The 15486-nt window shown below is 54.6% G+C and carries 18 protein-coding genes and 2 pseudogenes; 16 read left to right on the forward strand and 4 right to left on the reverse strand.

Features of this window, described 5'->3' with window-relative positions; genetic code table 11:
- Window positions 1-224: 224 nt before the first annotated feature.
- The 4 genes and pseudogenes from MR825_RS14475 to MR825_RS09550 all read left to right on the forward strand — a co-directional run.
- Window positions 225-785: pseudogene (locus MR825_RS14475) on the forward strand (IS256 family transposase); the annotation flags it as partial.
- 280 nt (window positions 786-1065) lie between these two features.
- Window positions 1066-1188, forward strand: a complete 123-nt coding sequence (locus MR825_RS09540; RefSeq protein ID WP_287880415.1) for a hypothetical protein — start codon at window positions 1066-1068, stop codon at window positions 1186-1188.
- A 291-nt stretch (window positions 1189-1479) separates the two neighbouring features.
- Window positions 1480-2346, forward strand: coding sequence for an SPL family radical SAM protein (locus MR825_RS09545; protein ID WP_287880417.1), 867 nt, complete (start codon window positions 1480-1482; stop codon window positions 2344-2346).
- Window positions 2347-2386: 40 nt separating this feature from the next.
- Window positions 2387-2767, forward strand: coding sequence for a DUF5655 domain-containing protein (locus MR825_RS09550; RefSeq protein WP_186908505.1), 381 nt, complete (start codon window positions 2387-2389; stop codon window positions 2765-2767).
- A gap of 32 nt (window positions 2768-2799) precedes the next feature.
- Here MR825_RS09550 and MR825_RS09555 read toward each other — a convergent pair whose 3' ends face one another.
- Window positions 2800-3438: a DJ-1/PfpI family protein gene (locus MR825_RS09555; protein WP_256176572.1), complete on the reverse strand. Its 639-nt coding sequence runs from the start codon at window positions 3436-3438 to the stop codon at window positions 2800-2802.
- 113 nt (window positions 3439-3551) lie between these two features.
- Here MR825_RS09555 and MR825_RS09560 point away from each other — a divergent pair, with 113 nt between their 5' ends.
- The 9 genes from MR825_RS09560 to MR825_RS09600 are packed head-to-tail and all read left to right on the forward strand — an operon-like array spanning window position 3552 to window position 9716.
- A complete protein-coding gene (locus tag MR825_RS09560) occupies window positions 3552-4538 on the forward strand; it encodes a helix-turn-helix transcriptional regulator (RefSeq protein ID WP_287880419.1) in 987 nt (328 codons plus the stop codon).
- Between the two features lie 48 nt (window positions 4539-4586).
- Entirely contained in the window at window positions 4587-4967 is a 381-nt protein-coding gene (locus tag MR825_RS09565) for a DUF3795 domain-containing protein (protein ID WP_353845878.1), read from the forward strand.
- Window positions 4968-4997: 30 nt separating this feature from the next.
- Window positions 4998-5633, forward strand: a complete 636-nt coding sequence (locus tag MR825_RS09570) for an L-2-amino-thiazoline-4-carboxylic acid hydrolase (protein WP_256176570.1) — start codon at window positions 4998-5000, stop codon at window positions 5631-5633.
- 35 nt (window positions 5634-5668) lie between these two features.
- A complete protein-coding gene (locus tag MR825_RS09575; protein WP_287880426.1) occupies window positions 5669-6430 on the forward strand; it encodes an MBL fold metallo-hydrolase in 762 nt (253 codons plus the stop codon).
- Between the two features lie 19 nt (window positions 6431-6449).
- Window positions 6450-6809 carry a DUF1801 domain-containing protein gene (locus MR825_RS09580; protein ID WP_287880429.1) on the forward strand — a complete coding sequence of 120 codons (360 nt, stop codon included), beginning with the start codon at window positions 6450-6452 and terminating at the stop codon, window positions 6807-6809.
- Complete coding sequence (locus MR825_RS09585; RefSeq protein ID WP_186908500.1) at window positions 6806-7348, forward strand: DUF3795 domain-containing protein; 543 nt, start codon at window positions 6806-6808, stop codon at window positions 7346-7348. The genes MR825_RS09580 and MR825_RS09585 overlap by 4 nt, the downstream gene beginning before the upstream one ends.
- A 42-nt stretch (window positions 7349-7390) precedes the next feature.
- On the forward strand, window positions 7391-8581 hold the full coding sequence (locus MR825_RS09590) for a M20 metallopeptidase family protein (protein ID WP_186908499.1): 1191 nt from the start codon (window positions 7391-7393) through the stop codon (window positions 8579-8581).
- 20 nt (window positions 8582-8601) lie between these two features.
- Window positions 8602-9012, forward strand: a complete 411-nt coding sequence (locus tag MR825_RS09595; protein WP_186908498.1) for a peptide deformylase — start codon at window positions 8602-8604, stop codon at window positions 9010-9012.
- On the forward strand, window positions 9009-9716 hold the full coding sequence (locus MR825_RS09600) for a nitroreductase family protein (RefSeq protein ID WP_186908497.1): 708 nt from the start codon (window positions 9009-9011) through the stop codon (window positions 9714-9716). The genes MR825_RS09595 and MR825_RS09600 overlap by 4 nt, the downstream gene beginning before the upstream one ends.
- A 136-nt stretch (window positions 9717-9852) precedes the next feature.
- Here MR825_RS09600 and MR825_RS09605 read toward each other — a convergent pair whose 3' ends face one another.
- The 3 genes and pseudogenes from MR825_RS09605 to MR825_RS09615 all read right to left on the reverse strand — a co-directional run bounded on the left by MR825_RS09605 (window position 9853) and on the right by MR825_RS09615 (window position 13395).
- Window positions 9853-11433, reverse strand: coding sequence for a sensor domain-containing diguanylate cyclase (locus MR825_RS09605; RefSeq protein ID WP_186908496.1), 1581 nt, complete (start codon window positions 11431-11433; stop codon window positions 9853-9855).
- A gap of 597 nt (window positions 11434-12030) precedes the next feature.
- Window positions 12031-12652 (reverse strand): annotated as a pseudogene (locus MR825_RS09610) (CatB-related O-acetyltransferase).
- Window positions 12653-13044: 392 nt separating this feature from the next.
- Window positions 13045-13395: a hypothetical protein gene (locus MR825_RS09615; protein ID WP_353845876.1), complete on the reverse strand. Its 351-nt coding sequence runs from the start codon at window positions 13393-13395 to the stop codon at window positions 13045-13047.
- Between the two features lie 18 nt (window positions 13396-13413).
- Between MR825_RS09615 and MR825_RS09620 the strand changes: the two genes are divergently transcribed.
- The 3 genes from MR825_RS09620 to MR825_RS09630 all read left to right on the forward strand — a co-directional run.
- Complete coding sequence (locus MR825_RS09620; protein ID WP_353845877.1) at window positions 13414-14256, forward strand: tyrosine-type recombinase/integrase; 843 nt, start codon at window positions 13414-13416, stop codon at window positions 14254-14256.
- Window positions 14257-14759: 503 nt separating this feature from the next.
- Window positions 14760-15092, forward strand: coding sequence for a hypothetical protein (locus tag MR825_RS09625; protein ID WP_287880433.1), 333 nt, complete (start codon window positions 14760-14762; stop codon window positions 15090-15092).
- 13 nt (window positions 15093-15105) lie between these two features.
- The coding region (locus MR825_RS09630) for an S-layer homology domain-containing protein (RefSeq protein WP_287880436.1) at window positions 15106-15486 on the forward strand (381 nt) is incomplete at its 3' end.

Raw genomic sequence — 15486 nt, forward strand, 5'->3', positions numbered from 1 at the left:
CGCAGTCGCTGGATCTCACAGGCCTGCTCTGCTGCAATGTCTCTGGGAGCAGCATCTTTCCTTGGCCGTCCTTTTGGACGTGGAAGGATCCCGGCTTCCAGCTTGCGTTCTTTTCTCCGCTCCCGCTCAAGCAGCCTTTTCACCACCTGCTTATTCTGGAAGCCATAGTATCCCGCAACTTCCCGCTGCGTTTTTCCCTCGGCCGGCATAGCCTTGATTTCAGGCAGCAACGGTCACTGGAGCCCGTCTATGCGGTAGTCTTTCTGGATGCCATCCACTTTCATGTTAGAAGCGAAGGGCAGATCGTCAAGAAAGCAGTCTATATTGCCATTGGCATCAACCTTGACGGGCGAAAAGACGTTCTGGGAATGTGGGTCGGTGAAAACGAAAGCGCCAAGTTTTGGGCAACTGTGCTGAATGGTTTGCGCAATCGAGGTGTGGAAGATATCTTCATTGCCTGCACGGACAATCTGACTGGGTTTTCTGCTGCCATTGAGGCAGTCTTTCCAAAAACGGAAATCCAGAACCGTATCATTCACCAGATTCGCAATTCCACCAGGTACGTTTCTTACAAGGATCTGAAGGCATTGATGGCAGACTTGAAAGCGGTATATGCAGCCGTGGACGAGGCTGCTGCATTGGAAGCACTGGATGTATTTGCCCAGCGGTGGGACAAGAAATACCCGAAGATTTCGGCCTCCTGGCAGGACAACTGGCCCAATCTGAGTACCTATTTCAAGTTTCCTCAGGAAGTCCGGCGGCTGATTTATACCACCAATGCCATTGGAAGTACCGCTGGATCCTCAGCAAGGTTCATTTCGACTATATCAGGGACGCAAGCGATGCGTTGTATCCGATCTCCTTACGTATGGTCAGATTTGCGGTCAAAGAGGGCATGTACGAAACCGTAATCACCAACCTTCCCGCAGACCAGTTCCCGCCTCTGCTGCTCCGTAAGCTTTACCACAAATGCTGGGGCATCGAGACATCTTTCCGGGATTTGAAGCGCTGACACACTTTCATGCCAAAAAGCGCCCATTCATCAAGCAGGAGATATCTTCCAGAATGACGTTCTATAATGTGGAGTCTTTGATTGCAAAGTTCCTGCTTCCCATCCAGCCTGGCCAGCAAAAACCGGGGAATATGCGTGTGAAGCGCCCGACCGGTTTTCAGTACCGGATGATTTGAGGTTATTTCACATTCGTTTTTCGCGGAGGAAACTCCGCGCTTTTGCCGTGTCCTCTTTTCTGATGTATGTGTTTACGAAACCGCCTCCGAGATTCTCTCCCGGAAGCGGTTTCGTTGGGGTGGCTATCTTAATGAGATTAGGCACAGCCGGTGGTTATGACTATATCCTGTATCCTCTCAATCCTTGCAGTACAAGCACATACCACAGAAAGACGGAAATATCCACAGAAATATGATACCGGCCGGCACGCGATTCTGCTATAATGGGCTCACCGGGAAAGGGGGCGCGGGATGCACTACACAACGGTAAAAGGAATCTTATCGGCCAAGAACGGCATGAACCTGTATCGCGGCTGTCAGCACGGCTGCATCTACTGCGACTCCCGGAGCGCCTGCTACCACATGGAGCACGATTTTGAGGACGTCGAGGTCAAGGAAAACGCCATTCCGCTGCTGGAGGACGCTCTGCGCCGCAAGCGCAAGCCCTGCATGATCGGCATGGGCGCCATGACCGACCCGTACATTCCGCTGGAGGAACGGCTCTGCCACACCCGACAGGCGCTGGAGCTTGCCCTGCGACACGGTTTCGGCGCGACCCTTATCACGAAATCCACCCGGATCCTGCGGGATATTGACCTGCTGAAACGCATCAACGAGCGGACCAAGTGCGTGATCCAGATGACCATGACCACCTACGACGAAGCCCTCTGCCGCAAAATCGAGCCCAATGTCAGCACCACGCGGGAACGGTTCGCGGCGCTGAAAACGCTGCGGGAGGCCGGCATTCCCACGGTGGTCTGGCTCTGCCCGATCCTTCCGTTTCTCAACGACACGGCGGAGAACGTCAACGGGATTCTGGATTACTGCATTGAGGCGGGCGTGACGGGCGTCATCTGCTTCGGCATGGGCCTGACGCTGCGGGAGGGCAGCCGGGAATACTTTTACAAACAGCTGGACCGGCAGTTCCCCGGCCTGAAGGAGCAGTATATCCGCCGGTACGGCAGCGCCTATCTGCTGGACAGCCCAAATGGCGGAGCGCTGATGCGGCTGTTCCACCGACGCTGCAAGGAGGCCGGAATTCTACATGATAACGACGCGGTTTTCCAGTACCTCAGAGAGTTTGAAGCCAACCGGCAGGAGCAGTTGAGCCTGTTTTGATGGGGCCGCGCGGCACGGGCGGAATGAGGGAGGATTCATTATGACATCAGATGAACGGATGTTTTTCAATACGACGCCCGGCGCATTACCGCTGTATGAGGTGCTGCGGAACAAGCTGCTGACCGAGTGCCCGGATACCACTTTGCAGGTGCAAAAATCCCAAATCACCTTCAAGGTGAAGTACGGCTATGCCTTTGTGTCCCTGCGGCGGATGAAGGGCTGCCCGGAGGTGTTCCTAATCGTGACCTTCGGCCTTTCCCACCGGCTGGACTCGCCCCGCATCGCCGCGGCCGTGGAGCCGTACCCCAACCGCTGGACCCACCACACCATCGTGTCCGAGCCGGACCAGCTGGACGGCGAGTTGATGGGCTGGCTGCGGGAGGCTCACGCTTTTGCGCTGGTGAAAGAAGGAGTGCGCTGACTGCAGGCAGCCACAAACAAGGCAGCGGCAGATCACGCCTCATCACCGGACGGCAACGTCTGCATGAGGGCGTAGAAGTATTCCGGTTTACCGGTGCTGAAGTATGCATACCAGGATTCCAGCGTATTCCATGCAAAAACGCCCAAATGCGCAATAATTTGCTTCGCCCACAGCAAGCTTCCGGTGGAGCCTGCGGTGATCAGGTTGTGATCCGAGACAGACGGCTGGTCGATGTAATAGCCTTGTCCCTTGTAACCTGGAACAACCATTTCAAGAAATCCCGGCCCATTGCTGGTATGCGGACGCCCATCCAACAGCCCGAAACCGGCAAGGGCTGCGGTAGCCCCGCAGATCGCACCTACCGTAGCGCCTGCCGAGAGAAGTTCGCTTGCTTTTTCGATGATCGCCCCCTGTTTGGGGTCGTTCCATGTATTCGCCCCCGGCAGCAACAGCACGCTGGTTTCACACACAGCAACATCGTCAATCAGGCAATCCGGCACCACCGTCAGCCCGCCCATCGTATGAATCGGATCTTTGGCATTACCAACTGTTTTGAGGGATAACTGAGGGGCGCCTTTCTTGAAGAAACGTCCGGAATGCAACTCCGAGGTAACATAACCCAGTTCCCAATCAGCTAACGTATCCAGAATGTAGACATAGACTGTAACCATAAAATTTCTCCGTTCTCATTGTGTTTTTGATGATCTTATTGTACTATGCGATCGTTGACAATAGTGTGGCAATAATCCACGATGAAAAGGGAGTTTGGGGAGGCGGCCGTCGGATGCGGGTAGACAGGCTTGTCAGTTTGATTATGATACTCCTTGAAAAAGAACGGGTCGGCGCACAGGAGCTGGCAGAGATGTTCGAAGTCTCGCCCCGCACGATCTACCGTGACATGGACACGATCAATATGGCTGGGATTCCGGTTTGTTCCACTTCGGGAGTGGGCGGCGGCTTTGAGATCATGCGGGAATACAAGCTTGATAAACGTGTTTTTTCGACCGCTGATCTTTCCGCCATCCTAATGGGGCTTTCCAACCTTTCCAGCGTGATGCGAGGGGATGAGCTGGTAAACGCGCTTGCGAAGGTCAAGAGCTTTGTTCCTGCCGCCCAGGCAAACGATATCGCATTAAAAGCGAATCAGCTTCACATTGATTTAAGTCCGTGGATGGGCAATCAGAACATACAGCCGTATGTAGAAATGATCAAAACCGCGTTGCAGGAAAGCAGGCTGCTTTCCTTTGCATACACGGACCGCCACGGAATTGAGACCGAGCGGACAGCCGAGCCGCATCAGCTTGTGCTGAAAAGCAATCACTGGTATTTGCAAGGGTATTGCCGCAAAAGGAATGCATTCCGTTTATTCAAGCTATCCCGCATGTCGAACCTGCAGATGCGGGAGGACGTTTTCACGCCGCGGGATTACGAAAAGCCTCAGCTGGACGTTGCGGATCTTCTGAAAACGATGCAGATGGAAATCAAAATCCGCATTCATCAATCCGTCATGGAACGGGTGCTGGATTTTTGCTCATATGAACACTTTCTGCCAGATGGTGAGGAACACTACATTGTGACCTTCCCTTTCATCGAGAAGGATTATTACTACGACATTCTGATGAGCTTTGGGAGTAAATGTGAATGTCTGGAGCCGCCGCATATCCGCGCGGAAATGAAACGCAGGGTACAGGAGATGGCCGCCTTATACGAAAAGGAGCATCCTTTCTCGGATAGATCCCCCGGTTGGACGAGCTGTAAAATTGGAATTTGAGCGGTGGTAAATAGTATGAAAATGTCAAAAGGACTAATTGATAAGATGATGTTTGCTCCTTGCGGGATGAATTGCCTGGTCTGCTATAAGCATTGCTATCACAAAAAACCATGCGCAGGCTGCTTAAACAGCGACAGAGGAAAGCCGGAACATTGCCGCACGTGCAAAATAAAAGATTGTGTCAAAACCAAGGAATTGTCCTATTGCTTTGAGTGTTCCGATTATCCGTGCAGGTTGATAAAAAGCCTTGAAAAGAGCTACAGCATAAGGTATCAAGCAAGCCTTATGGAAAACAGTGAATTTGTTCGTCAATACGGTTTGGACCTCTTTATGAAGGCACAGGAGAAACGATATACTTGCCCCAACTGCGGTGGAATTATTTCAATCCATGACAAAGAATGCAGCGAGTGTCACGAAAAAATGAAATAGATGGATCCCGGTTGAACGAGGCGAAACACAATGAAAATGCAAATCGTCCCAGCTGCCGTGTGGAGCATCTTCCGTGGGCGCTTTGAAGCAAACCTCGACGTACTCGGCGCGGCCGACGGGAAGCGTGTCATGGACAAGGCCAAACAGCGGTACCAAACGATCATTGGCAGGATTCCACCGTTCGGGGCGGATGACGTTTTGCTGGTCAATATCCTGAGCGCGGCGATGGTGGCCGCTGTGTATCTGTCTCTGCCGCATCGTGTGCGGGTGGAGCAGATGAAGGAATACTACCGCCGGTCCATGAACGATAACGCTGTGATGAAGCTGGTGCTTCGAAATACGCATAATTTCTCGCAGAGACGTCAGAACCGGCTGGCAAAAGACGCGGAAAAGAGCCGGCGCTCCACGAACCCCTACTCCTGGCGCTATGTCTTTACCCCCGGGACGACGCTGGACAGCTTTGACGCGGTATTCGACCGGTGCGGGATCTGCGAGCTGTTCCGGACGCTTGGTATCCCGGAGATCACGCCTGCGCTCTGCGCCTACGATTATGAGATGGCAGAGCATACAAACACGGTATTTACCCGGGAATACACCCTCGCATCCGGCGGCCCGTTCTGTGACTGCCATTACCGGCGCAGGAGCGGATACAGCCCAATTTTATGAACCGGAAAAACGAGAGGTCAAAGGAGCGCAGAACCATGAACGACTGGTTTACAAAAGACAGAATCGACGCGGACACTTACATCATCAGTGAATACCGGCACTGGGAGGAAACGCACTGCTATTTGCTGAACGGCAGGGAACGGAGCCTGCTGATTGATACGGGGCTTGGTATTTGCAACATCTACGACGAAGTGGTGAAGCTCACCGATAAGCCCGTTACGGCGGTGGTGACGCACGTTCATTGGGACCACATAGGCGGACACAGGTATTTTCCCGACTTCTATGCCCACTCTGCGGAATTGGACTGGCTGAACGGCGGGTTTCCCCTGTCCATGGAAACAATCCGGGAAATGGTCGTTGACCGCTGTGATTTGCCCGAGGGCTTTGACATAAGCAATTATGAGTTCTTCCAGGGGATACCGAAAAAGGTGCTGGCCGACCATGCTGTGATTGACATCGGCGGGCGGCAAATTGAAGCGCTGCATACACCCGGACACGCGCCGGGACATTTATGCTTTTGGGAGAAGGAAAACGGGTATTTATTTACGGGCGATTTGGTTTACAAGGATGTGCTGTTTGCCTATTATCCCTCCACCGACCCGGAGGCCTATCTCGCCTCGTTGGAAAAGATCGCGGCATTGCCTGTAAAAAAGGTATTTCCCGCACACCATTCACTGGAGATTCAGCCGGACATCCTGATTCGTATGCGGGAGGCCCTGCGGCGGCTTAAGGCGGAGGGAAAGCTTCATCACGGCAGCGGCGCCTTCGACTATGGCGACTGGGGAATCCGGCTGTGAACCGATGAGGAGCCGCGCCATGGCGTCTGGAGCAATTTCGGAATATTTCGAGACCCAGAACGGGAACGGGCAGGCCTGCGGCAGGAAGTTTGCCGCCTTCCTGGCGCGGGAGTTCCCGGGTCTGCGTCCGGATCTCTCCTTCTCCCTGCCCATACGGCGGGTGGGCCGAAAGAGGAATGAGGGCCATGCAGCCTTCTCGGCGGCAAAAACCATTTCAGCATCCGCTGTTCCGGCGCGGACTATGCGGCCCGGCCGGGGGGCGGAGCTGCCCTCCTGCAAGGCGGGCAAGCGGTGCATCAATATCCAATACGGCGACGAGCAGGCGCCTGCGGCAGTGCAGAAAACGGTGAAAGCCTTTCTCGGGGAGTTGACGGCATGAAAGGGTTCGAACGAAAAAATCAGTTGCTTTCCCTCTGCGGGCTGAACTGCGGCCTGTGCCCCATGTTTTTGGGGCAGTACTGCGGCGGGTGCGGGAACGGGAACCAATCCTGCGCCATCGCCCGGTGCAGCCTGGAGCATGGAAAAGTGGAATACTGCCATGAATGCGGGCGATACCCTTGTGAAAAATACAGCGGATGCGAGGAATTCGACTCGTTTATCACCCACAGACGGCAGAAAGCGGATCTGGAACGGGCGCGGAAGATCGGCGTCTGCGCGTACAACCGCGAGCAGGCGGAGAAGGTGCAGATTTTGAACCAGCTGTTGGAACACTATAACGACGGCCGCCGAAAGACCTTCTTTTGCTTGGCGGTCAATTTGCTGGAGCTGTCCGAGCTGCGGGAGGCCATGGAGCAGTTGTACACCGCCGGGGAACTGCCCATGAAGGAAAAGAGCCGATACGCGGCGGAGGTACTTCAAACGATCGCCGGCAGAAGAAATGTGGAATTAAAGCTCCGCAAGAAAACCGGGAGAACATGACATGATTCGGGATAAACACAACTGTAAGGAGAGTATGATATCATGATCGATGCAACAGCAATTTTGGATTCCGCGGAGCAATTCCGATCGGAGATCCTTGCCGACCGGCGGAATCTCCATCGAAGTCCCGAGGTGGGCACCTGCCTGCCGGAAACCAGCGCATATGTGAAGCGGCGGCTTACCGCCCTTGGTTACGAGCCGGAGGAGATCTGCGAGAGCGGCATCATCGCCTCCATCACCGGCGAGGACACGGGCAGGTGCATCCTGCTGCGGGCCGATATGGATGCCCTGAGGATCACGGAGCAGGCGGATCTGGCGTTTCGGTCTGAAAACGGCGCCATGCACGCTTGCGGCCACGATATGCATGCGGCCATGCTGCTGGGGGCGGCGCGGCTTCTGCGAGCGCATCAAAACGAGCTGAAGGGTACCGTTAAGCTGGTGTTCCAGCCCGATGAGGAGGGTTTTACGGGAGCCAAGGCCATGCTGGCGGCAGGGGTTCTGAACGACCCGAGACCTCAGGCCGGACTGGCGCTGCACGTCAACTCCGGCACACCCTCCGGTCTGGTGCTGTGCGGCCGGGGAACCTTCATGGCAGGCTGCACGTTGTTCCGTGTGACCGTCCGGGGCGTGGGCTGCCACGGCGCCATGCCGGAGACCGGCGTGGACCCCCTCAACATCGCCGCCCATGTCTATCTGGCGCTCCAGACCATCACCGCCAGAGAGATCGCCGCAAAGACGCCCGCTGTTGTGACCATCGGGAAATTCAGCGGCGGCGAGGCCCCCAATATCATTCCGCAGGAGGCTGTGCTGGAGGGCAGCATCCGCACCTTTGATCGGGAGCTCTCCGCGAAGATCATGCACCGCATCGGGGTCATCGCCAAGGGTACGGCGGAGGCCTTCCGGGGCAGCGCTGCGGCGGAGGAGCTGGCCTCTGCGCCGCCGTTGATCAACGATCCGGAGTTGGTGGACAGCATGGCGGGGTTCGCCGGAGAGCTGTTCGGGGAGCGCTCTGTCTACCCCCTGGACGAGGGCGGAATGGGCTCGGAGGATTTCGCGTCCTACACCTACGAGCTGCCCTGCGCCTATCTGCTGCTGGGCGCCGGTACGGCGGCAGAGGACCCGCGGTTCGGAAAACCCATGCACAATGAAAACGTCGTATTCAACGAGGACATTCTGACCCGGGGCGCGGCGCTCCACGCCTTCAGCGCCCTGAAGTGGCTGGCAGGAGAATAAACACACGGGGGAGACCGTATATGATTCGGGAAATTTGCAAGGACGAAGCGTTTCTCGCCCAGAAGGCCAAGCCGGCTACGGCGGACGACCTCTGCGTGGCGCAGGATTTACTGGAAACGCTGGAAGCTCACAAGGATGGCTGCGTGGGCATGGCGGCCAACATGATCGGCGCGAACAAGCGCATCATCGCCTTCGACAACGGGGGCACTCACATGGTCCTGTTCAACCCAGAGATCGTCAAATGCTCCGGGCCTTATCAGGCGGAGGAGGGCTGCCTGTCCCTCACCGGTGCCCGGACGGTGAAACGGTTCCGGTCCATCAAGGTGCGGTACCAGAACGAGGCGTTCCAGGTGCGCTTCAAGACCTTCACCGGCTGGACGGCGGAGATCATCCAGCACGAGATCGACCACTGCGAGGGGATCATTATATGAGAGCGGCCATCCGCAATCGCATCTCCAGGCGGAGCTATCTGCAAACGCCCATCGCGGCGGAGCTGCAGGAGGACATCCGCGCAGGGGTCGACGGACTGAACCGGGAATCCGGGCTGGCCTTCGCCTTTGCGGAGGACGCCGGGAAGGCGTTCACCTCCATGCGAAAGAGCTACGGAATGTTCTCCGGCGTGCGCTCCGTCATCGTTCTGAAGGGGGCGGCGGACCTGCCTGACCTGGCCGAAAAGCTCGGCTATTACGGCGAGCAGCTGATGCTGGATTTGACGGACATGGGCCTTGGCACCTGCTGGGTCGGCGGCACCTTTGACCGGGGGCAGTTCGCAATCCCCAATGGGGAAACCATGCTGTGCGTGATAACGGTGGGCCATGTGGCAGAGCAGTCCACGAAGGAGAAGCTGATTCGACATGCCCTCAGCCGCAAACGAAAGCCGGTATCCCAGCGGCTGCGGGGCTATGAAACCGCGCCCGCGTGGGTCCTGGCGGCCATGGAGGCCGTGCGTCTGGCTCCCAGCGCGGTGAACCGCCAGAAACCGGTCTTTACCTATGATGGCGGCACGGTCACGGCGGCGGTGGACGCCAGCCGGGCGATGGACTGGATCGACCTGGGCATCGCCAAGCTGCACTTCGCCGAGGCGGCGGGCGGCCGCTTCACGTTTGGGCAGGACGGAAGATTTTTGAAGGAGTAGCGCTATGTTTCCCGATCGACATAGCCGGGGGCGTTTTGCAAAAGGCGGCGGCTGTATACAGCCGCCGCCTTGGAATGTCCGGACCTTTTACCTCATATTTGTTGGTATCTATAATTTTATTTGCTTTGTATATAGTCTATTGGGGGCTAAGCTCTACCGAGCCAACAGACGCATCCTCAAGCCTCATTTCCTCTGAATATACATAATATCTATTTTTCCCGTTATTTTTCGAAACGTACAGGGCTGTGTCTGCGTGACGGTAAAGCGTATCAAAATCCGTTTCACCATTCTTGGCGATGGCAATCCCAGCACTGCAGGTCAAGTAAACAGACCTATCTTTTTCGATCACCAGTTCGGTCACATGCGATAAGAAGTCTGCAATCCTATCCATGAGCCCCGAAGGATTGGAGACATCTTTTATGAAAACAACAAATTCGTCTCCGCCAAAACGGCTTAATACATCTGTTTGCCGAAACCTCTTTCTTATTGTTTCGGCAACACTGAGAATAGCTTTGTCTCCAACAGTATGGCCAAAACGGTCGTTAATGGATTTAAAGCTATCGATATCTATCAAAACCAATGCCCCTGTTTTGCCGTCCTTCCTGTTGATGCAAGTTTTGATTTGTTCTTGCGCAGCTGATTTATTCAATAGCCTTGTAGTTCCGTCATGAGTCGATTCATATTTCAGCTGTTCATTTATCGTTTCCAGCTTTTTGAGCTGCCGGATTTCTTTATATTGTTCGCTAATATCTGTACACATACAGTAGCACATGATATGCCCGTTATCCTGGTTTTTATAAAAGATAACATTCATGCGGACATACATATCGGTAGAGCCAATATAAATGTCATACGGAGCAGAACCTATTCCTTCATAAAATATGTTTATTGCCTCTTTGTGTTGAAAGCAGCGGGCGGCATTTGGAGTAATCATCTCAACCTGATTGTTCTCGATGAAAGCACGCCCCTCTTCATCATAGGGGGCAGGAACACTGAACCCCAGGGCTGCAAGAAGGCTGCTTCCATCCGGCGCAAGAATATCTTCAATGATCAGCCCATCTGTCAAGTCGGAATGCACCGTAAACAACGCATTATTCCCCATGACATCAAAAAATGCTTTTCTTTCGGTAGAAAGTTGATTCTTTAGGTCCCTGCTCCTTTCTTGCAACGAAGAGGCAAGCCCTCTCAACTCGGCATATTTTGCTCCTGATATCACGTAAAAAATAATCTTTGCCATAACCCGAAGAATTTCTATTTGCTCGCTTGACAGCTCTTTCGGTGCGTCGCAAAAATCAAGTCCAATAAATCCCACAAAATCCCCATATTCAAATAACGCAACAAGAATTACCGCTTTTATATTCTGGTTCAAAAGAAGCTCTTTTAGCGGACCGTCCTCCATTTTTGAAAGGTCCGATCGGTACCAGACGCTGTTTTCTTCAAATAATTCAGATATAGGGCAATCTAAAACATCTTTGTAGCTCACATGTTTAAAATTATCTTCCTGTGGAGCAACCTGCGCAGCACACCATTCATAGGTGTTCTTGCCGCCCAGATTATCGATGCCGTCCTCAAAAATGTATGCACGGCCAGCGCTGAAATGCTCGCCCAGCATTCCAAGAACAGTATGAATGGCAGACGCAGCATCGCTCTGCCCAAAAATCACATCAAGGGCGTTTTCGATGATCGCACTTTCGTATATTGTTCTTTTTTTCTTCATTTCCTATCGTCCATCTTGTATAAAGTTTATTCACCAATGGTGTAATGCAGTTTGTTTGAACACTTCCGTTTTCCGCCTGCTCATCTGCAGTATCTCTCATGCTCAGCCCGGTCAATTCTACTTTGCTTCTATATCTTTCAAAATGATTATACTAAACTTAATTGTCCTATTCAACAATTAATAATTGCAAATGGCCGCTTCAAAACAAAATTAATCCGTTGCCAAAGTCGGTCTTGCGTGACACAGCGACGCGCAGGCGCACGAAATTAAGGCATTACCGCATGATTCAACGCGTGCGGATTGGCGCGAAAATTTGTGCCGCAAAAAGGCGTAAAACCGCAGGAATACTTTGTGTATTGCAAGGTTTTGCAACGCATTTGTGGGGCAAATTGGCCGCCAGGACGTGCGTGGGGAATTGTCCGGTGATGCCTAAAATTTATGTGCTGCCCTATTTCCCATTCGCCGCCGGATTGACCCTGTTAGCCGGGCGGGCTTTTGGACCGATTAAGCAATTGAACGCAACGCAATGCCGCAGAGCCAAATACGACGGTTTGTCGTGTTTGGCTCTGCGGCGTTTCATCTGGCTCTTTTCAATATTTACCGGATCTGGTCAATGCGTCCCGACTGGATCGCACTCAGGTTGGCGGCGATCCTTTCCTCCGGCCAATCCCCACCGCAGCGCAAGCAAGGTAGAAGCGACTGCGTCGGAAAACCGCTTTTGGATCGGCTTGGCCGGGACGCCGCCCACGATGGTATAGGGCGCAACATCGTTTGTCACGACAGCCCGGGCGCCGATAATGGCCCCATCTCCGATGGTCACGCCCGCCAGAACGACCGCCTCAAATCCAATCCAGACATCGCTGCCGACGACAATATCTCCTTTGTTGTCCCATGCGTCGTCCACACGCTCCCGGCTGAGCCCCCACTCCTCAAAGAAGATGGGAAAGGAGTATGTAGAGAGCGAGGTCCGGCTGCGGTTGGCGCTGTTAAAGAGGAATTTGGTTCCGCAGGCAATGGAGCAGAATTTACCAATCACAAGCCGGTCATGGTTGATGGGATAGTGGTACAAGACATTGTTCTTTTCAAATTCCGCAGGGTCATTTACGAAGTCGTTGTACATGGTATAATCGCCCACGGTGATGCCGGGATCAGTAACGACCTGTTTCAGATAGACCGTCTGGCGATCCCCCGTCCGGGGATAAATTTTCGATTCTTTCATCGTCCGTTTTCCTCCCTGGCTGGACGGTTTCCCGTCCGAATCAGAGACAGGCCTGTATCCGCCGCTGTTTCCTGTCCGCGCGCCGGGCAGCAGAGCGGGTGTGGCCGTACGCGCTGTTTTGGCAGACCGGGCCGCCAAACGCTTTCGGGGAGGCTCCCCAAACACGGCGCTCTCTCCCGGATACCGCCGCGCTCTTGAAAGGTACGCTTATTGCGCCAGCCGTATTCCAGTCGTTCAAGACGGAACCCGGCGGCTTGAACCATAATGTTTCAAACCGCCCCGGCATCCCAAACGCAAGATCGTTGTAACGCAGCGATCTTTTATTTGGGGTGCTCTTTCCATATGATTACCGCTATTAGGAAAACAGGCTGTCGCGGTGGGGTAGAACCTGCTCAAACAACCTGTGCGTGGGGTTCGGCGTTGAGTTCGATGTACTCGACGATTTTACGAAGCTCGTCGGCAAACTTGAAGCGGACGCTGATATTACCGTTTTCGTAAACCTTGATGTGGTCTAGCAGCTCCACCAGAATGTCACGGGTCAGACATTCGATGTTCTGGTACTTCATAACGGCCGCCAGCGCCGGGTGTTCATTGTCCACGCCGCTTGCCAGTTCAGCCCGCTCCGCCGTCAGCTTTTCCAGTACAGCGGTCAGCGTGGTTGTTTGGCGGTCATATCCCCATACGCAGCCAGTACCTCTATCCGTATAGTCCCCCTTGAATCCGGTAAAATACAGGTACCACAACGATCGGAGGCTTTTTGAATGGATATGAACAGACTGACCCCAGAGGCCATTGCGGCCTATGCCCTGTATCTGCGCTCGGAGGAACGCGCGCCCGGCACCATCGAAAAATATTTGCGGGATGTACGATCCTTTGCCGCATGGCTGGAGGAGCGGACCGTGACAAAGGACCTTGCGGCTGCCTGGAAGGAGCATCTGGTTTCCACCAACCATGCTCCCGCCACGGTCAATTCCATGCTGGCCGCAATCAACAGCCTGTTTCGCTTCCAGGGCCGGGACTTCCGGATAAAGTTCCTGAAGGTGCAGCGCAGGATGTTCCGGGATTCCACCCGGGAGCTGACCCGGCCTGAGTATGACCTGCTCGTAGATACGGCCAGGGCCAGCGGCAAAGAGCGCCTTGCCCTGCTGATGGAGGCGATCTGCGGTACCGGCGTCCGGGTCAGCGAGGTAAAGTATCTTACCGTGGAGGCCGCCCAGCGGGGCCGGGCGGAAATCACGCTGAAAGGTAAAATCCGGGTAATTCTGCTGCCCAATAAGCTGTGCCGGAAGCTGTTGAAGTACGCCCGAAAAGAAAAAATCGCTTCTGGTGAGCTCTTTGTCACCCGAAGCGGAAAAAGTTTGTCGAGACGGCAGATCTGGGCGGAAATGAAACGGCTGTGTAAGGCGGCCGGTGTGGCCCCGGAGAAGGTCTTTCCGCACAACCTGCGGCACCTATTCGCAACGACGTATTACCGGGCCTACAAGGATATTGCCAAGTTGGCGGATGTGCTGGGCCACTCCAGCATCGAAACCACGCGCGTCTATCTCCTGACTACCGGGGCCGAGCAAGTGAAGCAGCTCGACCGTCTGGGGTTGGTCTCATAGGCAAATTCAACATTTCGCCGCAAAAGCCGCAGACATCCCGCTGTTTTCGGCTACATATCGTACACAAATTATACCATCCTGATCCTTGAAATGCAAGGCAGTTTCAGGCTTTTGCGTGCAAAAATCCAGGCCGCACGGTTCCATTTTCTGCGGCCTTACTTTTTCACGTCCGTTTCCCCTTTGAATGGGGGAACAGACGTTTTATTTTTGCCTCGTTTCTCCGCTTATCCCCAAATCCGCCCCATGAGAAAGGACCAAATGTTGATTTGGTTGATAAGGGAGGGCGAGCAGGTGGCAGGAGTAAGGACGGTAAAGACGATTGTGCCGAGCCATCGGCCCAGAGCGCGGCCCGTGGAGGAGCTGACATTGACTTTGCGTGGGGTGCGGACATACAGCCCGGTCCGCTCTTTGTGACGGGGGAAAGCCCCGGCGCCTGCGCAAATGGATCCTGGAGACTCAGGCAGGTATCCGGGCCGGTATGGACTTGCCGGCGGGGCAAGCCCTTGGCCGGATGTAGAGACAGAACCGCTCACCATCGGCTGGCAGCGGGAGGAGGCGAGACTCTGAAGGTAACGATTTCCCTGTTGGACGCCCTGGCGGTCAGGATTGGATGCGAGTATCTTTCCGACCTGCGGTTTCTGGACGGCATCCAGCAGGTGCGGCTGGTACGGGCCCTGAAAAAGATCGGCCCGGAGGAAGCAAGTCTGGCGGAGTGGAACGATGCGCTGCAATATCTGATCAATGAACCGCCCCGGCAGACGCCGGAGGATACAAAAGCGCGTCTGATCGATTCGTTATCCCAGCCCCAAAAGGCGGGGCAAAAAATACGCAAATGAAGGAGCGAAAAACATGAAACGATTCCTGTCAAGCCTGCTTGTGCTTTGCATGGCAATGACCTTTTTGCCTGCATCTGCAGCAGCGGCCAGCGTCTCCCCGTTCGGGGATGTCCAGTCAACAGACTGGTATTATGATGAAGTGCAGTATGTCTATGAAAACGGGCTGATGAGCGGCACCAGCGCCACGACCTTCAGTCCGGACGCCACGACCACCCGCGGCATGATCGTAACCATCCTCCACCGGCTGGAGGGCACCCCCGCCGTATCCACATCGGGTACCTTTGCCGATGTGGCGGCGGGCCAGTATTATACCGACGCCGTGGAATGGGCCTCAGCAAACGGCATTGTAGGCGGCTATGGGAACGGCAGATTCGGCCCCAACGACCCCATCACC

Origin of the sequence: Lawsonibacter sp. (assembly GCF_022777125.1) — a bacterium.
Taxonomy (GTDB): Bacteria; Bacillota; Clostridia; order Oscillospirales; family Oscillospiraceae; genus Lawsonibacter_A; species Lawsonibacter_A hominis.